Source organism: Microbulbifer maximicatervae (SeqCode) (genome assembly GCF_052467695.1).
Map to the genome: position 1 here is coordinate 4,053,246 of NZ_CP174320.1, position 20,751 is coordinate 4,073,996.

Sequence of the window (20,751 nt, forward strand, 5' to 3'; positions counted from 1 at the left end):
TAGACTACAACTGATAATGATTATTATTTGTGACTTAAATTTAAACCCGGTAGATCGCTAAATACAAAGCTTCCCAGTATTGAAGGCAATATTTGCAACTACGAAACTCCATTTCTGTAAAGAATAAGCGCAATGTTCAAAAAATCCGCGACCTCTAAGCAAAGAAGGCTGGAAAACTTCAATGTCTAACCTGGTGGCTTTCCTACTTACTTATTTGGCTGTACTACTTATTTTTGTAACCAGACATAAAGATCTACAGCTCAGTAGTTTTAAGCGCTTACAAAGAATTGCCTGGTGGGTGCTTCCGGTGAGTTCAATTCCTTATGGATTCCTATATGGTTGGGAGGTAGGGATACCCATTTGGCTTTGTGTCGCGATGTTCTGCGCTTTATTACAAGCACTGCTCGCCCCAATCAAACCTAATTGGCTGCTTCGCCATTTTCCGCTGTCAGTAGTGGGCTTGTTGGTATTAGAGCAGGCTCTTCTGACTATCGGATAACTCTATGGCTGCTTCAATAAAAATCAGTTGGCAACAGGTCGCCCTGACCATTGTGCTGAGCATTATCTTGATGTTTTCCAGCACGGTGATGTTGTCGATTTACTGGCCGTCCGCCGAGCCAACAGAACGGATGGCAGCGGGATCTATGTTATCGACACTTTTATGGGTCGGGTATATGAGTATGGGGTTACTCGCCGCCTCCACTTGGCGCGCAGCGGCATACCTACTGTCCCTGTTGCTGGTCATGCTCGGACTAAGCGCTCTTTCTTTTTTATAATTTTCGGTCTAGCCAACTTAAATGCAACAGCGTAGCAATATCCTTTTTTACGAAATTCACTCCTGGATTGGGGTGTTATTTTCTATTCTGCTATTCGTAATTTCCTTTTCCGGCGTGGTCGCACTATTTGGCCACGAGCTGACCCAATGGGAACGCCCCGAGCATCGTATTGCCTTCGATGCTGAAGCGCCTGTGGATGTAGATCAACTGGTCGCTCCGGTGCTCGCCGAGGCAAATATCGGTGAGGACAGCTTTTTTATGATCTCAATGCCAGACTACTACCATCCTATGCTGGAGGTGCTCTGGACTGATGCTGAAAGTGAGGAAACCGAGGTACGCCATATAAACCCCAATACCGGTGAAGTGCTGCCGCCCAGCGGCTCTGATTTCGCTGAGCTATTGACGTATATGCACACTGACCTACTGTTTCCCAGGCCTTTCGGACGCTACCTGGTTGGACTGATGGGCTTGGTGATGCTGCTCTCCATATTAAGTGGCATCATCATTCACAAGAAAATTTTTAAAGAGATGTTTAAATTCCGTGTGGATCGCAGCAGGCGGCTCAAATGGACAGACCTGCACAAAGTATTAGGGGTCTGGCCGCTACCGTTCCATATAGTGATTGCTTTTACCGGCGCAATACTTGGCCTGAATGGCATTATGATCCAGGTTGCTGCATTTTCTGCTTTTGAAGGTAATGTGGAAGCTGCAGTCGCCTCGGTAGTGGGGGAACATCCTGAGATAACTGGCGAGCCTTTGCTGTCCAGTAGCTATAACCAAATACTGCTACGCTACCAGGACCAAGTGCCTAATGCGAAACCCAAAGCCATTTATGTGGAGGCCTACGGGGATCGCAATCAGGTTGTCCAAGTCTCGGGCCAAACAAACGAGGCGCTGGTGCGCTTTGTAGATGTCAAATACCGCAGTGAAGATGGCGAAGTAGTTAATATCAATAACCCAGTGAAGGATTCAGGTCCGTTTATGCGGGTATATTTTTCACTGACTCCACTTCACTACGCACTCTACGGTGGCTTCCTGATAAAAGCCCTGTACTTTGTGTTGGGATTGGCATTGTGTTTGATGATGGTAACGGGCACCGTTATCTGGCAGGTTCGCAAGGCACAGAGGCAAAAGCTCCCCTCTGGTGATATTAATACCCGAGGTTCCGGCTGGTTCCTCAGTTTGCTCACGGTAGGGGTTTGTGCCGGTTTGGTTGTCGCCACCGCGGCCACTTTCTATGCCAATAAGCTGTTACCTCCCGGTAGTGGTGGCGATCAGCGCTTTCACTGGATTGAAATGGTGTATCTATCTGTATGGGGAGTGGCCATAGCCTGGGCGATGTTGCGCCGCCAGATAAAACCTGCATTAGCAGATCTCTCACTTTGTGCAGGCTTGCTGCTGTGCGGCATCCCGCTGCTGAATGCGCTGGTAACTGGAAATGGTCTGCTGGTCCCCTGGAAGTCCGTCACTTTGCCAGTAGTCTTCACTGACCTGGGCGCCCTGGTAATGGGTGTCATTTGCCTCTATTCGAGCAGATATATCTATAGACAGGTATCCCAGTTAAAGCAGCCTGCAGATATACCCCAAGCTGTTGCCGCACAATAACGGGCTATTTCCTGCGAGATGGCGAATGCCATCTCGTAAACTTTATAGAATCAGTACAGCACTGGAATAGGGCGCTGCAACCTATCCCAACTACACACTTTACCTTCCACTCAATTACTCTCGAAGAGAGTGGTATTTACTTTCAAGCATTCAGAGGACGCTACTTTTTTCACAACTTACATATAGGATGAGTGTGTCGTTGGGCTGGATAAATCCAGAACATTCTTGCCCCCTCCCGAACCGAGACGCTCCCTAACTCCCGTCGCCAGGTATGGAAATATCAAAACCATTTAAAATGGCAGAGACCTGATGATAGCCAGCCACGAGAAAGACCAGTTCGGCGGCACCCTCGTTACCGAAAGCACTCACGGCCATCTCCCAAGTAGCCTTTGGCAGGCGGCCTCCAGCTGCAAGTGATGCGGCGACATCATAAGCAGCGGTTTCCTCAAAAGTTAGGTCTATCGGACGCTGGCCCGCTGCGATAGTGGCAATTTTGCTCCTTGCCAACTCACTTTTCTCACCAATAACCGTATGGGAGTACAGCTCATAACCCGCTTTAAAATGAGCTGCGGTGATTAGAATCGCAACCTCCCGAGCAGCCTTAGGAAGCGTGGGTTTATCTGCAATAGCCTTGATATTGTCCCACCAGGGCTTTCCAAACCTGGGATATTGCAGTGCTGGTGCCCAGGGCCCCAGTAAAGCGCCATCCTTACGCTTCTTGATGAAACCTGTGAAATACCCCTTCATCTCATTACTCATATCTTCGTAAAGAGGTTTCTGTTCTTCGCTAAGTTCTTCTGGTGGGATGGCAGGGATACGCAACTGACACCTCTCTTGTCCAATTGGCGATTCAGATTTATCACATACAAAGATTCTAGCCCGACAGAACGCAAGATTCGGGATGCCTGTTTGAAGAGTTGCATTCAACAGCAGATTAACTGCCGAACTTTGGCTCAGGGAGCCCCTGAACTCCAAGCCCGTGAACGGCTAAGATACAGCCCGGTTGAGGATGTCGAGCCAGTTCCTCTTTAGTAAGGAATGACTGCTGAGATGTGACAAACAGTGTCTCATAATTATTACCGCCAAAAGCGATGTAGGTAGGACTGCGAATCGGCAGGTCGATTTCTCTATCAAGCCTTCCTTTGGGATCTACTCGCAAGATTTTGCCCCCAAGATTCAACGCAAACCAGTAAAACCCCTCCGTATCTACCGTTGCACCGTCGACAATTCCTGGTTGTCGGTCTTCTATGGAAAAGAAAGGGCGCCGGTTGCTAATCCGGCCGTCACTGATATCCAGATCGAATACGTAAACCATATGTCCAAAGGTATCCCCGAAGTACATTCGCGTATCTTCAGGGTCAAAAGCAATGCCGTTGGCTACAACAAAGCGAAAATCCTTATCGGCCTTTCGGTAGGTTAGATCGGGCTCCAAACAATAGAGATAGGAAGATTTGTCTTTAAAACGAACATCCATACTGCCGCACCAGAAACGCCCATAACGGTCCACTTTGCCATCATTCAAACGACTGTGAGGCCTACCGGGTTCAGGATTAACGATTGTATCGACACGTCTGTTTTCCAAGTCGATCGCAAAGAAACCGGAGCATCCACCTCCGATCATTCCGCCTCCACGGCGGAAGCCAAAGGAGCCTATTTGTTCAGGCATCTCCCAGGTCTTGCGTTCGCCTGTTTCGATATTGAAACTTCTTATGGATGGAGGCCGGGCATCAGTGGGATCAGGTTCGGGGTTAACGTGATCAGCCCAATAAATAGACTTGTCTTCCGCTGACCAAATCGGTGTCTCACCCAATCCATCATTGCACTCCCATAGGCACTCGATTTCTACCACCGTAAATCCTCCAATATGAAAAGTGCGCATTCACGCTGATGAAGGGGGCGAGTACCTATTGAGTCGTAAGGCTAATTTTGTGATTCCAAGTTAAGAAGGCCGAATAAGAATACCCGGCCCATAAAAACCAATATGGCTTGGCTTGCCACTAAAAGACCATCAAAAACTGAAAGTCCACTCGGGAATCCAATTCAAAGCCCAGGCTTCCATTACCTTATCAAGCCCACTCAAGACCAGTACCCCGAGTAGTAATAGTATAAGACCTAGTACTGTTTTGCCTCCAATCGCGAAAGCCCCAACTGATGGTGACAGTCGAGTATAAATCTGCTTCGATAGCATCCCAGCCACTAAAAGCGCTGTACCGGTACCTAGTCCGAAAGCAAACATCACCATAAATGACTGCCCCAATTGTTGGCCCATGGAAGCCAGTGCTATAGCGGCACCCAGGGTAGGGCCAATACATGGCAGCCAGATGATTCCGGTAAGGAAGCCAATACCAAACTGCCCAGCCCAAGCTCCATCACCGGTAATGCTCGCCCCTGCGGTGATTTTTGATAAGCGTAAGGTAAGCCAATCGGAAAGTGGTTTGATCAACAAGACAAGTGCAACCGCCACTAACATTATCGCGGCAATATAGCGGAAGAGTTCTGGGTCTAATCCTAAGGAGACCAATAGAAAGCTCAGCACAGTACCAGCCAATGCAAATGACAAGCTCAGCCCAATAGCTAACGCGTACGGCCCCCAGCGCCCGGCACTATTAGAAGCCCCGACAACCATTGGCACCAATGGCCAAACGCAGGGAGAGAGAATACTGAGAGTACCCGCGATCAAAGCCAGGGGGATGGCGCTAAGCTCAAGCATTGTCAGTGCAAGCCTTAACTGAATCGAAGATATTCTGCTGAATTACATCGGCACGAGTTTCGGCAACACTGAACCACACCTGTTGCTCCCCATTAAACAGTAGTAGCGTTGATTGCCGAGGAGCGCGGAAGTGCTTAACCCACTTTTTCTGGGAGTCGAAATCCACATTCAGGATCGTAAGGCCACACTGGGCATTGTCCCTCTGAAACTGCGCCAGAATCTCGCCCTGCTTTTTACAGGTTGGGCACCAATCTGCTCTCACATCGATCAAAATGGATCGTTTGGCGGCTTGTAACTCCTTGAATCGTTCTTCGGAAAATGGCTCTGATGCTAGAGCGAATGGCATAGAAAAAACTAATGTAGCGGCGATCAAGGTGCGAAGAGCTAAGCGGATAAATTTCATACAATCCATATCCTTAGTGGCAGGGTATAAGCCCTAATTTGAAGACAATCTGTTTAGATACCCATCTTGGTCGTACTGGAGTGCAAATTCTTACAGTAAGGCTACGAGGATTTGTTCGACTAGGAACCCTGGGCCGACTCTCTGTGTATTCAGGAGCGAAGAAGGCTAGGCATCGAGATGGAGAAGGGTGATGGCCTCACTGTCATAAAGTAACAACCAGGTGAAGTTGGAGCCTCCAAAGAACTTATAAGATCTGTGGGAGTCCTACCTGTTATCGCACTAATCACAGAGTTTTTCGGAAAAGGATTTTGGCCAGGTCTATTGAGATATGGTCTACGAAGTAGATGGGTTTTAATACGGCGACACCTTCACTCTCCAACATCAAAACCACCCAAAATTGGCGCTTTGCAGTCTCAGTACTTATTGCTATTGGAACCCATATAGCACTGATAGTTGTTCCAGTATCAATCGCTCCAGGTCCAACTCCTAGGACCAACACGTCGCTAGAAGTCAATTTACTGGCCCCATTTACTCCTCTGCCTTCTACGTCTCCGCCAACTGCTGAAGAACCGAGCGTAGTATCAGAGCAGGATACCGCTCCGACAGATGCAGTAACCGTTACTAGCCCGCCAATACCTGATAGTTTGAATAAGGTGAAGCCAGCCAAAATAGAAGAGCCACCACCCAAATTGGAAGGAGCATTAGAGGCAAGGCCCCATTCCGGGGATTTCCCAACTGTGCCAAGGTCAGGGCGACAACCGACTGTATTCAATCCCGCTCTTGAGAGAAAAATAGCCAGGGAACGCAACAAAGTCCGTCGATATCAGCCTACAGAAAACAGAAACCAGACCTCGACAGGAACCTTTGTTCAAGTTGGAGACCGCTGTTTTGATGTTAAAGAGCTACCTGCTACAAATACAGACAGTGATCTAAACCCATGGTTTGGTGCGAAGTGTCCAGATAATTCCAGATCACAAGCAGAAATCGATCGATTGGCTGAGAAATATGGGATTCCATGAAGCTGCTGGAGTAACTTTTTATAAATGAAAGGGTACCCAACCTTCACCAGTTGTCTTGAAACATGTAGTAATCAACTCAACTGGTGAAAGTCTTACACCTTTACTTTCTTCGCTTAAAGGTTAGTGAGCCTTACCACCTGAACGTTCAAATCCAGCGTAAGGGTGGTATAGAGTTGATTGCAGGCCTGAGTGACGCTCCCGAAGATCTTGTGGCATATCTCCCAGGTGGACTAAGCGAGTCGGTTCAGCAGCCGCTATCCAACGATCGGCAAAGTTGTCCCACGAGTCAATATGCTTATGAGCGGACTTGGAATCCTTGAAATGCTCATAGATAAGCACGTTTCCATCATCGGTTACGTAATACTGGTAGTTCAGGGTTCCACCTTCTTTCTTAGTTGCTGCGACCATCTCATTCACAACAGCTTTGAACTCCGCTTCATGTCCCTTTCTTATCTTTCCCTCGATAATCCAACCTACATTGTTAAACATGCTTGCTACCTCACTACCGAAAGTATCGTTTAACCATATACACCGGAATAGCTTAAAGTACTACCCACGGCGCTTAAGTGGTGTGTTGAATTGTAGATGGTTTTTGGGGAAGCACATTCAATCACAGGTATGAAGAAAATTTAATAAGTTAAAGCAGACTACAGGCTTCTGGTCAGAACGTGACAGTCAACTAAGTAGCACTACAATATATCGAAAAAGATCCGCTTACCTGGTAACTGTTTATTGCTCATGGCTTATCCTGGATAACCTAAGTATATTTATGGCCGTGAATAAGTGAGCGGGCAGGGTCTATTACAACTTATTCAGGTTAAGAAAGATAATGGATAACCCCTTTGCTAATCTCATACACAATATATTCTAATTTCACTTGGCTCAAAATCTGGCATCCACACTAACTAATTCGAATTAAGGCTGTAATAGAGATATGTAGTGGTCTAATCCTTCCGGACACTTCGCTAAGATGGTAAAACTACCAAGCGAGGTGAAGTATGACAACAAAAGGTACACGTCGGTATTTCAAGCCGGAATTTAAGAAAGACGCCGTAGCGCTAGTCTCTGAGCAAGGGTATTCAATTTCTAAAGCAGCAGAGGCTGTAGGAACAACAGCCAATAACCTGCGACGCTGGATAAAGGAACAGGAGCAGGAAGAAGACGGTGTGAGGTTGGGTGTAGGCGAGCGCGCAGAATTAGAGCGATTACGACGTGAAAATAAGCAGTTGCGGATGGAGAAAGAAATCCTAAAAAAGGCCAGCGCCTTCTTTGCGAAAGAAATGAAATAAAGTACAGCTTTATTGAAAAACAGCAAGGCAGCTTTCCTGTTAGGGTGCTCTGCCGGGTAATGCAGGTAAGTAAGACTAGTTATTACGATTGGTGTTGCCGTGGTAATAGCTCAATAGATGCTCAAACATGGCAACTATGCCATCGTTTGAAGGCCCTATTTGCAGAATCTAGACAGAGTCTCGGAAGTCGTCGGTTAATGAAGCTGTTACGTAAAGAAGGCTTTGAAGTCGGGCGCTATCGAGTCCGCAAGCTCATGAAAAAGCTAGGCTTGGCAGTAAAGCGCAAGAAGCGATTTACACTGACGACAGACAGTAAACATCACCTGCCGGTCGCAGAGAACCTTCTAAATAGGGAGTTCTCACCGAGTGCTAAAAATCAAGTTTGGACGACTGATATTACATATATTTGGACTTCGCAGGGCTGGCTGTACTTGGCGGTAGTGATTGATCTCTATTCGCGCCGGATTGTTGGTTGGCATCTAGATCGCAAGATGGAAACGGCCCTGGTAACTCGTGCGTTGATGATGGCTGTCAATTTGCGTACGCCCCCAAAAGGTCTCCTGCATCACTCTGATCGTGGCAGTCAGTATGCCAGCCATACCTACCAAATGTTATTGAGTCAGCAGGGGATGGTGTGTTCAATGAGCCGTAAGGGAAATTGTTGGGACAACGCACCGACTGAACGTTTCTTCAGCAGCCTGAAGCGGGAGTGGTTAACGGGAAACCTCTATCCGACAAGGGAGGATGCGGTAGCAGATGTAAGAGCCTATATTGCTTATTACAACTCACGCAGAATACATACAACACTGGGAGATCTAGCCCCTATCGAATTTGAGGAATGTGCTTAAAGAAGTGTCCGGCTGGAGTTGACCACAACAATACTATGACAAAGCCAATAACTACAAAACTCAGAAATTGTCTTGTCAGTCTCTTCAGAGGAATTAGCCAGGTCATCCTGCAAAGAAACGCCTTGAGTGGCTTTCTATTCATACTCGGAGTAACAGTTAACTCTATTGCCATGTCTATAGGGGTCGCAATTGGGGTTATCACCTCAACTGCCTGTGCAAATATTCTTAATTATCCCGTAAAACAAATTGAGGATGGACTATTTGGGTACAATGGAGCTTTGATCGGTGTAGTCATATTCTTATTATATGCTCCATCCCTAATGACTTTTTTATTGATTGTCGGTGGAAGTGCTTTAACAGTCTTAATTATGCGCTTTATGCTGCTTCATTTTGTCCTTCCGCCTTATACTGCACCCTACATTCTGGTGATATGGGCTATATGGATATTGGCTCCAGCACTAGATCTAGCGCCAACTGCAGCATTCGTTAACGAAAACACCTCAACCTGGGGGATATTCGAAGGTATTGGTCAAATCATCTTTCAGAACAATGCCATTACAGGTATTTGTTTTTTAATTGGGATTTTTATCTCGAATAAATCTCATGCGTTTTGGAGTATTATTGGTGGAATGCTGGCCACATCACTGGCCATGTTCCTGGCATTATCACCCACATTAATTCTTGCCGGGCTCTTCGGTTACAATGCATCTTTGAGCGCTATTGCATTATCAAATGGTCGTAAGCGATGGCTAGCCCCAATTGCAGGGAGCATACTAACCGTTCCAATCGCAATGGCTTTTATGAGCGCTGATATTATTGTATTAACCGCACCATTTGTTATCGCTAGCTGGATTATATTGTTGATCCAAAGAAAACTTACATTAACTCATTAATCCAGCCCATTAGAGAAAACACTAGCTCGTGAAAGATTCGGTAAGTACAGCTTCCATTTGACGAATTGATTGAGTCCAACTGACTTTTGCCAGTTTTGCATAGTCAGTGTTGAGAAGCGTATGTGTCAGAGTAACGATGGTACCAAGCTCACTGCCCCTAAAAACAACTTCGACCAAAGATGCATTCTCTTGCGGCTCGGTGCTGTTTGGCAGATTAAGATTGCAATGCTCGTGGACTTCAAAAACTAATCGCTTTGGCCTGTCAACGCTGCGATACACACCAGACATAATGCAGGAACTGCCGTTTGGAGCAGTCATCTCAAAAGCAAAGCACCCACCAACCTTGGCGGTGAGGTTGAGTACACGTGTCGTGAAATTGTCAGGCCCCCACCATTTTTCAACCATGTTGGGTATGATCCAGGCATCAAAGACCTTCTCTGGCACTGCCCGGACTGTATAAGAGATCGGTTCGGTTCGAACATCCTTTTGATATGTAAAATCGATCACTGTTGCACCTTATTCTTTTAAGTAAGGGGGTTCCAGCAGCCTGTTAACACTGAAACATTTTATCTTTGTCCTATAACACCATTTAATCGACTCCACCTGATTCTATGATCATAGTAGGGAGCCAAACCATCGCTTGCAGACGCTCTAGAGCATATCCATTATCGTTGAGGCGGCAAGGCTAATCGAATGATTGAATGAGCGGTTTCCAAGCAACCTTAAGCTGCTTTTAATACGTAGCTACACCTAATAGCCATTGCCTAACAATTTTTCACCGATATACTTATTCAGATGGAAGAAAATCACGACAACCTGAATACTGTTTTCCAAGCTCTGGCTGATCCAACACGACGCGCTGTCATTCAGCATTTGATAAGCGGACCAGCGTCGGTCACCGAGCTCGCAGAACCATTTGAGATGGCACTCCCTTCGTTCATGAAGCATATTGGTGTGCTGGAGGATGCGGGCTTGATTCGCTCCAAGAAAACCGGTCGCGTGCGAACCTGTGAGATAAAACCCAAGCAACTGACAGCGGCACAAAAATGGATCAATACACAAACGGCCATATGGGAAAGCCGGATGGCTCGGATGGCGAGCTATGTCGAAACGCTTGATGCAGAAGAGCAGGATGACTTAGTACAAAAGGGGTAGATGCCCTAACAATACGGATCCCATAGGCATAAGCCAATTTCTCGCCCTCCATCCCACCTAGAGTTGAAGTTTTAACCGCACGGAGCCATTCGCCGGTTATCCATTGACCTAACAATTACTGTTAACTATAGTTATCCAAAAAGCTAACTATCGTTATTTTTTGCACTCGGCTGTTCACGCTTTGCAAACATCGCAGAGGGATTCGCATGAGCCAAGATTTATCCCACGACACCATATCGATCAGTAGAAGGATCAAAGCACCGAGAGAGCGGGTATTTTCCGTATGGGAAGACCCGCAAGCCCGCTCGATATGGGGGCCTCCCTCAGAAGATGAAACAATCGAATTTCTCGAAAATGACTTTCGCGAAGGAGGCATTGACGTATATCGATGCGGTCAAAGTAGCGATCTGCGATTCCGAGTTGAAACACACTATTACGAAATCAGAAGGCCGCACCGGTTGTTGTTCACCGAACGTGTAACTACGGATGGCTCTCCACTGAGTATCTCTTTGATTAGCGTGGAGATCGGCAATAGTGAAAGCGTGACAGAACTCAAGGTAACGATACAAATCACCTCCCTGGTCGGCTCGGGAATAATCGAGGAAACTCGCAATGGGTGGCAGTGCGCTCTTTCTAATCTGACTGCATACATGGAAGCAAGAAAAGTAGAAGCCGAATAGAAAAGGGCAATATTGCTTCTCTTCGGGCTTCAATAGCCATTGAGTAACAGTCCAAGTACAACCCGCAGCATCATTTGGGCCAATAGAACCAACAGGGAAGAACTTGTGCGGAAAATAATTGTAAACACGTTTATTAGCCTGGATGGTGTGATGCAGGCCCCTGGCGGCCCGGAAGAGGACTCTTCAGGGGGCTTTGAGCTTGGTGGATGGGTAGCTTCCTATTTTGATGAAGGTGTTGGTGAATTCATGGGCAATGTGTTCGCAGCGCCATTTGAGTTACTACTTGGCCATCGGACTCACAATATTTTCGCTGCGCATTGGCCAAAAGTTGCTGCTGACCCTCCGCCTGAGGGTGTTGATGAAAGTGAAATCCAGCTGGCCAAAAAAATCGACGGTACAACACGATACGTGGCTTCTCGCACGAAACCTGAGTTTACCTGGGAAGGCAGCGAGTGGCTGGGGGATGACCCAATCTCGAGGCTTCGTGTAATCAAGGCTAGTAATGGCCCTGATTTGTTGGTTCCAGGCAGTGCTGACTTTATTCAAACTCTACTCAAAGCGGACCTAATTGATCAGTTCAAATTACTGATTTTTCCTTTGGTCCTGGGTAACGGGAAACGTCTTTTCGGTTCAGGTGTGATCCCTACAGCGTTCCATGTACAGCAAGCCATGACGACAGATAGCGGTGTAATTTGTGTGACCTATGTTCGAGGCGGAAGTATCACGACTGGAGATTTCTCCCTGCAACGAGAGTAGGGCCGGCAGTCTAAGCGCAATTTGGGATAGATAAGCAGAGATAGGAACTCGAAAGTTATGGAGCCCATCACTGACTTGGTATTCAAGGGAAGCTGCACACATTATGCCGATACGTTCGGCAGTAAGATCTGATCTGGAACGCCCACCAGATGTCCCGACATAACTATCAATGCCAGAGCCTTTCAGCAGAGTAAGTATTCGACCCGTTCAAATCCCAGGGAGATATCAAAATGACAGAAATCGTTACCTGTCTTTGGTTCGACTACGGCGAAGCAAAGAAAGCGGCGGAATTCTATGCAGCAACTTTTCCTAACAGCCATGTCGACCGCGTTAATGCGGCCGCCGCCGACTACCCCGGCGGCCATGAGGGCAGTGAGCTAACCGTTGAATTGACTGTCCTCGGGCGCAAGTTTATAGGTCTGAATGGCGGTCCAAATCTAACTCCGAATGAATCGGTTAGTTTCATGGTTATCACCGAAAACCAGGAGGAAACTGACCGTTACTGGAATGCGATTGTGGATAACGGTGGACAAGAGAGCGCCTGCGGTTGGTGTAAGGATCGCTGGGGCCATTCGTGGCAAATTACGCCAAAACTGCTACTCGATCTTACAACGAACCCCGACCGTAACAAGGCAAAACGCGCTTTTACCGCGATGATGACCATGAGAAAGATCGATATTGCGACAATTCAAGCTGCTACAAATTCGGTTTGAAGTAACAGAGAGATATCGCGAAAGAGTATTTAAACTACGCATGGCCAAACCGCCTCGGAAGCCCAGAGCTACTAGCGCAAGGCCCTAACAAGCTGAGTGACACTGCCCTCATCAAGCTCAGTCCCAACAGACAATGCAAGAGACAAATATATGAGGATCAGATTGTGAGACGGTTAGTGGTTTGGAATGTGATGTCATTGGACGGCTGCTTTGAAGGCACCGCCCCATGGTCATTGGACCATCACGCAACAGTGTGGGGCGACGAATTAGAAGCCTTCTCTCTTCGACAGGGTGATGAAATCGGCACCTTGCTATTCGGATGTCGCACCTATAAAGGGATGGCCGATTATTGGCAAAACGAAACTGGGGCGATTGCGGACATGATGAACTCGCTTGAAAAAGCCGTCATCTCTCGCACGCTAGAAACCTCCAATTGGTCAAATACTCGTCTACTGAAAGGCGAGGCGGCCGAACATGTTCGCGCGCTGAAAAAAGAGACCGGGAAGAGGGATATCTTCGTATTTGGTAGTTCGAATCTTGTAGCTACTCTGCTCAGAGAAGGTCTAGTAGACGAGTACCGGATATGCCTAGCACCTATCGTACTAGGAGCTGGCTCACCTCTCTTCAAACCTGACGGTATCCAGAAAAATCTTGAGCTGATGCGGGCAGATACCCTTGAAACGGGCGGAGTAGTCCTTCGCTACAAGTGTCTATAAAAGGGCGGAGCGTTATTGCAGCCAGCTTCTAGGCATGGTTTGTATCATTAACCTAAAAGAGTCTATGGGAAGAGGGTCATGATGAAGTTCCAACCTCTTCGATTGCCACTTGATCTGGATAAAAGGCAATACGCCCGTTGATCACCCCGGCAAAGTCAAAAGCAGCTTCATAGGCCCATGCAATAGCTTCTCCGCTATCATCGATTGAGAAGTAGCTGGCATCGCCTTTCAGTGGGCAATAGCTTGTCTTTCCCTCTATAAGGAAGAGGGGAGCAAGAACATCTTCTCTTGGGAAATAGAATACGGGGTCGAGCATATCTTTTGCGAGTTCTGTAACTCTCAAAGCATTACTACTCTCGGCAATCACCTTGCCACCACGACGCACACGCACTGTCCTAGGCACAATCTTGGCGCGCATAAGGTGTCGGGGTTCTTTCGGGTTGTGGATTGTGTCACTAGACATCGTAACTTCTGGATAGGGCATTGATCTTTCCTTTCAAGGTATTAGCCTGAAGCGATAAGCGGGCCGTATTTATCCATATAGAGATACACACTTATAAGACTAAGCGAACAGCGAGCCTTCATGTCCCCTCACTTGGACTCAATAGTTAGCGCTGATACGACCTTCGATGCATAAATTGTGGACGATTGCCGCCGAATTACGAACTTTCCAGATCCCGTTGAAACAATAGGGTTGGCATGGTCACGACTGATTTCGATGGTATCACCTGCTTCACACGCGTTAGCTTACTCCCTAAAGTACCTCTCCAATTCCATCGATAAAATCCGAGGTAGTAACAGTGTAAATTGGTACCGTGTGATCGGCGTACGGGAAGTGGTGACCAATATCAACCAATCCTTCACCACTCACGCATTTGCCCGAGCATCTACACCCCAAACATAGAAATCCTTGGGCCCTGGGGACAGTTCTCTGATTTCGGGATAGGACCCCAAATTGCAGGAAACGTAATCGTCTCAATTAATTAGACTGCCCCCTGGGTTTTCCTCTAATGATTAAGTAGGCTTGGGTGCACTTTTCGTTTACCTACCATCCCGGTAACAATTCTCCCAACTTCCTGCTCAGAGGGTAATTGTGCTACGTCATACGCAAACCATGCCACTGAGTCCGCATTTTCCACCGCTTTCACCTCAGTGAGCTCTGCCATAAGAGTTGCCGCTGCATCTTGTCCGCGTAACTGATTGAATGCCTGCTGTACAACAAGCTTGAATGCTTGTTCATGGGTTTTACCACTGTCCTGATGGAACTTCATCCATATAGCGCCACCTTCACTAATAGCTTTATCCAATTTATCCGCGATGCCTTCATCATCGAAATATTTATGATCCACGGTTTGCGCATATTTATGTGTTCCTTCATGAATCAGAGTAACAATGCAGAATACCTCACCTTTCTCCCAAATTTTACTAAAACTCAAGCAGATAGGGTTTTGATTGGGCTCCATAAAGCTCCCCCCCTTAAGTTGCCCTCCACCAGCCCATGACAACTTACAGAAGTTTGAAATTGATCTGCCCCAACTTTCCGTAAAGGGCACAAACACAAACCCGGCCGCATTTTTCGAAGGGTCCTCAATACCAAATGGATATCCTATCGTCGATATGGTAGAGCATTGAACCTTGCACAAGGTGGGCATCATTTTTACATCCGCACACTCCACATCACCACTCAAGCCTATCTGGGTTTTACTGAGTTTTTGAAGTATCGCATTTACGCAATTTGAATATCTTTGTGGCGGGCAATCCATAGGAAGGCCGAAGTAGTAGGAGACTAAATTTTTAAACTTATCAGGAACCTTATCAGGGTATGTAATCGCTACAGTGCACATATCTATCGCTCGTTTTAAGATAGTCTGTGCTTCATCCAGCCAGTTTTCGAGTGATTTTTTGACCTTCGTTTGAAAAAGTATCGGCGAATTATCCTCTACCAACACAGTAAAACTCACTTCCCGGTTGATACTGCGGCTCACTATTTTTGTCATAATTATTCTCCTGCCTTTTCCTGCTACTTTCAGCGATGGAATCCACTGTTTTTGCTCTGATGCCAAACCAGAGCAAAATAGAATATATAATATTACTTAGCACGACTGTACATTAATATTCTTGAAATCATTCAGGAATAGCACTTCTTAACAATCCACCTCGGATTCAAGTATCTTGCAATAATTCTTCTGGAGATTACTCATAGATTAATATTGTGGAGGGATTGAGGTAGTTCGCAGTACTTTGAGTCACTTTAACTGATTTTTGCTGATTTTTAACTCGGCTAGTAATTACTTAGCGTCGGCCACTACGAAACCCGGCCAAATCCAGCCCAATTAAGATGTGGTATTGATAAATCAATTTGCAGCAATGACCTGACTGACATAAAAAATCTCAATTAATCAATAAGTTAAAACTGTTTCTTCCAATATTTCCCTAGGCTGCACTTACTAAAAAGGGAGAAGGGAAAAATACATCGCGCATGGGACCCTATGAGGCATCGATGCCGATTAGGAGCTTACAGGGATGTATTCTCAGCGGGTCTCGCGTGCGGTGTATTCTTTCCTTCCACCCCAGTAGTAACTAGCCGACCATTCAAGCTAGGGCAGTCGTTTATAGGAATAAGCTTTTCCACCTTGACGAAGAATAAACGAGCGGGCAGGGCTCATATCGCCCTCCTCAAACTCAATAGTCAACCCTGGGACCATCTTCGATGCATAGATTGTGGACGATTGCGGTCGAATTACGAACTCTCCATATTCCGCTGAAACTATAAGACCTGTATAGCCACGGCTGATTTCGACAATATCATCTGTTCCGTGCCCATAGCGCCCGACACCTCTCAAAAGCACCTCCTCTGGTAAAGTGATGAAGTCTGGGACAGGGACAATCTTGGTAGATACCGTCTGCTCGGGGTTCAAGAAGTGATGGCCAATATCATCCAGCCCTTCACCGCTGGCAGTATCTGCCAAGGCAACAACACCTGCTCCCCGCGCTGGGTTAAAGCCCATAAATGTACGCGATCCATCACTGCTGCCATTGGACCAATAATAAGTCTCTCCATTGGTGGTTGTCCTGCGCCAACCCAGGGCCATACGAGTGATATCACTGCCTCCCGGCCTATCAATTGACAGCATTAACCGCGATGCGGCAACCAAATCCTTAGGACCTCGACCGTTGATAAACAAGTCGAGAAGTGTGAGGAGGTCGCTGGCTGTAGATCGTAAACCGCCAGCCGGTGAGAGCACTCCATCGCTTGTTGGGCCGATCGGACTGAGATAAAAGTCATGGCCTTGAGCTCGCCGAGCAGACTTCTTGGGATCATCCTCTAAAGTGGTATCACTTAGCCCTAAAGGTCCCGTCACACGCTCTCGCAGTATCGTTGCAAAAGAGCGGCCTTCTTTCAAAGCAAGTCCTTGACCTAAGAGCCCAAAAGCCAGGTTTGAATAGCTGAATTGAGTACCCGGGGTAGCTTTCAGATGATAACTTGGCAAGCCACCATAGAGCTGCTCAAAGGAATAACCAGCGTACTATTGGGCGCATCGGGCGCCAATGCAGCAAGATTATTTGGTCTTAGAGGAAGAGAAGCAGCATGAGTAGCCAGGTCGGCGAGAGTGATTTGTTGCCCTTCAAAAGTTGGAGCTTTTACACCGGCTGGTACGTAATCCTGGAGAGGATCATCGAGTTTCACTCTCTTATGTACAACTTCAACAGCCAATAGCAAGGCCGTAAATATCTTAGTTAACGACGCAATTTCAAAAATCGTATCGCCCCCTAGTTGATAAGTATCCTTGGCTTCAGGCTCTCGAACAGTAATGATTCGACGACCAGAAGAATTTAGGGTACCTGCAACTGCTGCATGTGCTGCGTGTTGCTTAAGAATACGATGGCGAATCAGACGTTGAAACTCATCATCATTCACTGGGTGACTTGATAAAGCATCTAAAGCGATGAGTGGTTGAGGGACAGCAAATACAGAGGTAGCTCCAAGAAATAATTTTGTGAAATCACGTCGTTCCATGGCGACTAGTACCTATCCAAGAATCTTTACAATTGGCTAATCAAGTTTGACTATCGAAAAGAGTCAAAAGTTCTGATGCGGATACGCTGACTATGGGTTTAGTTAAACTCATTTAGGGTAAATAGAGCCTTATGAGGGGCAACCAGAGCTTCGGAGAGATTACGCCCAAGGTATTCAGCACAATCAAGAGATCTATCGAGGTAACTCAATTGTATCGATTTTCGACACACTGTTGCTCTATTTGAGTAGATTATTAAGTCAACAGCATGTACTAGGATAGATCGAAAGTTTTGGACATTAACCCAACGCTTCAGGAGCTTGAAATGAAAGCAAAACTTATTTTACCAATGATTCTATTAAACATGCTTGGCGGAGTAGGGTCCGGCATCATGATCTATATATCTGGTGGCGATCCGGTTTGGGTCGGCGCACTTTTAGCGACCCTGCCTTTACCATTTTTCTTGATGGTCTTAACAAATGTGTTCAGCATTTCAAGAACGTCAGAAAGATTACCAGTTATTCAAGCCGTTAACTTTATAGGAGTTGCACTGGTTGCTTATTCAACTTATTCGAACCAGGCTCCAATGTCCTTGCCTCAGTACATTCCTATTGCAGCTGCTGCCCTGGGCTTCGTATCCCTTCACTGGTATATCTGGTCATTCTCCGTCTACAACCGTAAAAAGAGTAAAGCTATATCAAAAGGCCAAAAACTGCCTGAAATGAACTTTAATCGATTAGATAAATCAGGTGTATCTTCCACCTCTTTTGACGAATCTAAAATACTATTAGTGTTCTTTAGAGCCAACTGGTGTCCATTCTGTGTGAACCAGTTAAAAGAAGTGAAGAAGTATGCTGAGACACTTAATCAATATGATGTGAAGGTAAAGTTTATCTCTAACCAAGGCTACGACAACTCAAGGAAGTTAGCCGACAAGCTTGATCTGCCTGGTCATTTTGAAATTCTTCAAGATGACAACCTAATGGGTGCTAAAGCTCTAGGCATCGAAGATATTGGCGGTTCACCTGCAGGAATGCCTGGATACCCTAAGGATACCGTTATGGCCACGGTGATAGCACTGGATGAAGGTGGCAAAGTTCTATTCGGGGATGAGACCGACAATTATCGCAGACGCCCAAATCCTACGACTTTCCTGCATGTTTTTGCTGACTCAGCACCACAGCTAGAAAAGGACAAACCAACCTTTAAAAGCATTGCTTAGCGAAAGGCCTAAACTTAGCAAGCAGAAGGTTTTCGTCAACCAATCTCCCCCTTTCTAGAACTAGAGAGGGGGTTCTCTTGGTGAAATTATTCTGCGATTTCACCTGACACCCAAATCCTAATCCAGCACGCTTTGTAGAAAATCGATAAAAACTCTCGTTTTCGCAGGCATCGCTCTACCACTGGGAATCAGTGCACTAACCGGTGGACCGGGTACTACTTTCTCAGGAAACAACTCAATAACTTCGCCGGTCTGAATAGAAGAACCAAGAGCAGTATCATATACCTGAGCAATACCCATACCAGCGACTACTGCATCTATCAGTGTTCGTCCATCTCTAAAAATTGCCAGCGGGGAAGGGGAGAATTCAGTAATTGAGTCATCATTTTCTCGAAATGACCAGGCTCTTACTTTTCCTGTAGGCGCTCTGAAAACAAGAGCATCATGCTCTCTCAGCTCCTCCAAATTCTTAGGTTTACCTTTCTGGGAAAGGTATTCAGGCGAAGCACACAAAATACGTCTAGATCCGCATAATGTTTTTGCGATAAAAGAACTATCCTCGAGTTCGCCAATTCTAACAACGACATCCCATTCACCTTTAATAGCGTCCTCCAGGCTATCTGAAAGAGAGACCTCGACCGTAACCTTGGGATGCAACTGCGTGAATCCCTTTAAAGCACTGACAATATTTCGGCCTATGCCTATTGGCAAATTGATACGCAATCGTCCGGCAGGCTCATCCTTCCTGGCATGCAGCAAAAGCCTGGCCTCATTGATTGTTTCTAACGCATGTTTTGCGGCATCCAGAAATATTTTGCCTTCTTCTGTCAGCCTGATACTTCGTGTGGTTCTGTTGAATAGCTTAAGACCCAACTCCTCCTCAAGCTTCTTAACTGCCTTACCAGCGCCTGATTTGGTTGAGTTCAATGATGCCGCCGCCTTTGTAAAGCTTCCGTGTTCGGCTACGGCAATAAATACGACTATTTCGTTCAAATGGGCTTGTTGAAACACAGATTGTGTCACTAATGGATACAATGAGTTTCAAAATAGCATGTTTATAGCACAAATCAAAGTAACTAACCTTCCCAATAGTGGTTTGGCGTAAGTACCTGCATAGAGGCCAATTGGAGAGTTAAGTACGTCGCCTCTTGGTCCATCGAAGGCTTACCCAAAGCTCGCGCTTCCAAACTTTAAACCATTAGAGGAATAGGTTATGTCTCTTCAAGACAAACTAGATGCTTTCAAAGAAGTATTTAAACAACAGGCCCCGGAAGGAGCATTTGAAGCCTTTGCCAGATCATCCAAGGAATTGGCTGCTAGTGGCCAAGTCAAACGTTCGATTAAAGTAGGGGAGAAAGTCCCATACTTTACATTGCCAGATTCAGAAGGTAACGACCTTGTCCTGGAAGAACTCCTAGCCAAAGGGCCCGTTATTCTAACGTTCTATCGAGGCGTGTGGTGCCCTTACTGCAATATTGAGCTGCAAGCGTTAGAAGAAGTTGCTGCAGAGATCAAAGCGCGTGGCGCAACCCTGGTTGCTATCTCTATGCAAGGGCCCGCTGAAAGCCGCAAATCTCAGAGGGATAACAAGCTAAGCTTCCCAATTCTGACTGATCAAAGTGGAAAGCTTGCTGAAGAGTTTGGTATCCGCTGGACATTACAACCTTATGTAATTGAGTTCCACAAGGTTTTCAAAGTCGAACTCCCGACCATCCATCGTGACGGCGCGTGGAACTTACCTATGCCTGCAAGATATGTCATAGATACCGATGGAACAATCGCATATGCGGAGGTGAATCCTGACTATACACGTCGCCCCGAACCCAGCGACTTATTTCCCGTACTTGAAAAGCTGAGTCAGTCTACAACTGCATAGTATGTAAACACCTCCACCTCTTTAGCGCTGACTAGCGCCAAAGAGGTGGAAGCACTCAATGTAAATCGATATCG

At 46.5% G+C, this 20,751-nt stretch carries 24 protein-coding genes; 12 read left to right on the forward strand and 12 right to left on the reverse strand.

Features of this window, described 5'->3' with window-relative positions:
• The first annotated feature begins 181 nt into the window (after positions 1-181).
• Genes ACJJI8_RS17840 through ACJJI8_RS17850 form a run of 3 tightly spaced genes read left to right on the forward strand, consistent with a single transcriptional unit; the run spans position 182 to position 2,381 of the window.
• Positions 182-499 (forward strand): hypothetical protein, encoded by a 318-nt coding sequence (locus ACJJI8_RS17840; RefSeq protein WP_413661967.1) that lies wholly within the window; start codon positions 182-184, stop codon positions 497-499.
• A gap of 4 nt (positions 500-503) precedes the next feature.
• A complete protein-coding gene (locus ACJJI8_RS17845; protein WP_108733205.1) occupies positions 504-776 on the forward strand; it encodes a hypothetical protein in 273 nt (90 codons plus the stop codon).
• Between the two features lie 21 nt (positions 777-797).
• Complete coding sequence (locus ACJJI8_RS17850; RefSeq protein WP_444933214.1) at positions 798-2,381, forward strand: PepSY-associated TM helix domain-containing protein; 1,584 nt, start codon at positions 798-800, stop codon at positions 2,379-2,381.
• Positions 2,382-2,633: 252 nt separating this feature from the next.
• Here the strand turns inward: ACJJI8_RS17850 and ACJJI8_RS17855 are convergent, their stop codons facing one another.
• From ACJJI8_RS17855 to ACJJI8_RS17880, 6 genes are all read right to left on the reverse strand, one after another.
• The gene (locus tag ACJJI8_RS17855; protein ID WP_444927832.1) at positions 2,634-3,203 is read right to left on the reverse strand and encodes a carboxymuconolactone decarboxylase family protein; all 570 of its coding nucleotides are present in this window, start codon (positions 3,201-3,203) and stop codon (positions 2,634-2,636) included.
• Positions 3,204-3,315: 112 nt separating this feature from the next.
• The gene (locus tag ACJJI8_RS17860) at positions 3,316-4,230 is read right to left on the reverse strand and encodes an SMP-30/gluconolactonase/LRE family protein (RefSeq protein WP_444933215.1); all 915 of its coding nucleotides are present in this window, start codon (positions 4,228-4,230) and stop codon (positions 3,316-3,318) included.
• A 159-nt stretch (positions 4,231-4,389) separates the two neighbouring features.
• Entirely contained in the window at positions 4,390-5,091 is a 702-nt protein-coding gene (locus tag ACJJI8_RS17865) for a cytochrome c biogenesis CcdA family protein (protein ID WP_444933216.1), read from the reverse strand.
• Positions 5,084-5,494, reverse strand: a complete 411-nt coding sequence (locus ACJJI8_RS17870) for a thioredoxin family protein (protein WP_444913085.1) — start codon at positions 5,492-5,494, stop codon at positions 5,084-5,086. The genes ACJJI8_RS17865 and ACJJI8_RS17870 overlap by 8 nt, the downstream gene beginning before the upstream one ends.
• Positions 5,495-5,777: 283 nt before the next feature.
• Complete coding sequence (locus ACJJI8_RS17875; RefSeq protein ID WP_444933217.1) at positions 5,778-6,266, reverse strand: hypothetical protein; 489 nt, start codon at positions 6,264-6,266, stop codon at positions 5,778-5,780.
• Positions 6,267-6,633: 367 nt separating this feature from the next.
• Positions 6,634-7,002 carry a putative quinol monooxygenase gene (locus ACJJI8_RS17880; protein WP_108733199.1) on the reverse strand — a complete coding sequence of 123 codons (369 nt, stop codon included), beginning with the start codon at positions 7,000-7,002 and terminating at the stop codon, positions 6,634-6,636.
• Positions 7,003-7,511: 509 nt separating this feature from the next.
• On the opposite strand from ACJJI8_RS17880, the gene ACJJI8_RS17885 reads away from it, so the two are divergent.
• Together ACJJI8_RS17885 and ACJJI8_RS17890 are read left to right on the forward strand one after the other, a co-directional pair.
• Positions 7,512-8,650, forward strand: a protein-coding gene (locus ACJJI8_RS17885) for an IS3 family transposase (RefSeq protein WP_444933218.1) whose coding sequence is annotated in 2 segments (ribosomal slippage) — positions 7,512-7,761 and positions 7,761-8,650 — 1,140 coding nt in all. Because the reading frame shifts where the segments join, the coding sequence is not laid out codon by codon here.
• A 35-nt stretch (positions 8,651-8,685) separates the two neighbouring features.
• Positions 8,686-9,543: an urea transporter gene (locus ACJJI8_RS17890; RefSeq protein ID WP_444933219.1), complete on the forward strand. Its 858-nt coding sequence runs from the start codon at positions 8,686-8,688 to the stop codon at positions 9,541-9,543.
• Positions 9,544-9,564: 21 nt separating this feature from the next.
• Here ACJJI8_RS17890 and ACJJI8_RS17895 read toward each other — a convergent pair whose 3' ends face one another.
• Complete coding sequence (locus tag ACJJI8_RS17895; RefSeq protein ID WP_444933220.1) at positions 9,565-10,050, reverse strand: SRPBCC family protein; 486 nt, start codon at positions 10,048-10,050, stop codon at positions 9,565-9,567.
• A gap of 288 nt (positions 10,051-10,338) precedes the next feature.
• Between ACJJI8_RS17895 and ACJJI8_RS17900 the strand changes: the two genes are divergently transcribed.
• The 5 genes from ACJJI8_RS17900 (at position 10,339) to ACJJI8_RS17920 (ending at position 13,563) form a co-directional block, all read left to right on the forward strand.
• Positions 10,339-10,698 (forward strand): ArsR/SmtB family transcription factor, encoded by a 360-nt coding sequence (locus tag ACJJI8_RS17900; protein ID WP_444913089.1) that lies wholly within the window; start codon positions 10,339-10,341, stop codon positions 10,696-10,698.
• A 206-nt stretch (positions 10,699-10,904) separates the two neighbouring features.
• Positions 10,905-11,378: an SRPBCC domain-containing protein gene (locus ACJJI8_RS17905; RefSeq protein ID WP_444933221.1), complete on the forward strand. Its 474-nt coding sequence runs from the start codon at positions 10,905-10,907 to the stop codon at positions 11,376-11,378.
• Positions 11,379-11,483: 105 nt separating this feature from the next.
• Complete coding sequence (locus ACJJI8_RS17910) at positions 11,484-12,134, forward strand: dihydrofolate reductase family protein (RefSeq protein WP_444917180.1); 651 nt, start codon at positions 11,484-11,486, stop codon at positions 12,132-12,134.
• A 230-nt stretch (positions 12,135-12,364) separates the two neighbouring features.
• Positions 12,365-12,847 carry a VOC family protein gene (locus ACJJI8_RS17915; RefSeq protein WP_444933222.1) on the forward strand — a complete coding sequence of 161 codons (483 nt, stop codon included), beginning with the start codon at positions 12,365-12,367 and terminating at the stop codon, positions 12,845-12,847.
• Between the two features lie 164 nt (positions 12,848-13,011).
• Positions 13,012-13,563: a dihydrofolate reductase family protein gene (locus ACJJI8_RS17920; RefSeq protein ID WP_444933223.1), complete on the forward strand. Its 552-nt coding sequence runs from the start codon at positions 13,012-13,014 to the stop codon at positions 13,561-13,563.
• Positions 13,564-13,639: 76 nt separating this feature from the next.
• Here ACJJI8_RS17920 and ACJJI8_RS17925 read toward each other — a convergent pair whose 3' ends face one another.
• From ACJJI8_RS17925 to ACJJI8_RS17940, 4 genes are all read right to left on the reverse strand, one after another.
• Positions 13,640-14,047, reverse strand: coding sequence for a DUF427 domain-containing protein (locus tag ACJJI8_RS17925; protein ID WP_444933224.1), 408 nt, complete (start codon positions 14,045-14,047; stop codon positions 13,640-13,642).
• Between the two features lie 523 nt (positions 14,048-14,570).
• Positions 14,571-15,560 (reverse strand): hypothetical protein, encoded by a 990-nt coding sequence (locus ACJJI8_RS17930; RefSeq protein ID WP_444933225.1) that lies wholly within the window; start codon positions 15,558-15,560, stop codon positions 14,571-14,573.
• Between the two features lie 600 nt (positions 15,561-16,160).
• Positions 16,161-17,054, reverse strand: a complete 894-nt coding sequence (locus tag ACJJI8_RS17935; RefSeq protein ID WP_444933226.1) for a serine hydrolase domain-containing protein — start codon at positions 17,052-17,054, stop codon at positions 16,161-16,163.
• Complete coding sequence (locus ACJJI8_RS17940; RefSeq protein WP_444933227.1) at positions 17,036-17,581, reverse strand: serine hydrolase; 546 nt, start codon at positions 17,579-17,581, stop codon at positions 17,036-17,038. Before ACJJI8_RS17940 ends, ACJJI8_RS17935 begins: the two co-directional genes overlap by 19 nt.
• A 323-nt stretch (positions 17,582-17,904) precedes the next feature.
• Between ACJJI8_RS17940 and ACJJI8_RS17945 the strand changes: the two genes are divergently transcribed.
• The gene (locus ACJJI8_RS17945) at positions 17,905-18,801 is read left to right on the forward strand and encodes a TlpA family protein disulfide reductase (RefSeq protein ID WP_444933228.1); all 897 of its coding nucleotides are present in this window, start codon (positions 17,905-17,907) and stop codon (positions 18,799-18,801) included.
• Between the two features lie 117 nt (positions 18,802-18,918).
• Here the strand turns inward: ACJJI8_RS17945 and ACJJI8_RS17950 are convergent, their stop codons facing one another.
• Entirely contained in the window at positions 18,919-19,812 is an 894-nt protein-coding gene (locus ACJJI8_RS17950; protein WP_444886208.1) for a LysR family transcriptional regulator, read from the reverse strand.
• Positions 19,813-20,014: 202 nt separating this feature from the next.
• On the opposite strand from ACJJI8_RS17950, the gene ACJJI8_RS17955 reads away from it, so the two are divergent.
• On the forward strand, positions 20,015-20,677 hold the full coding sequence (locus ACJJI8_RS17955; RefSeq protein WP_444933229.1) for a peroxiredoxin-like family protein: 663 nt from the start codon (positions 20,015-20,017) through the stop codon (positions 20,675-20,677).
• Positions 20,678-20,751 lie beyond the last annotated feature (74 nt).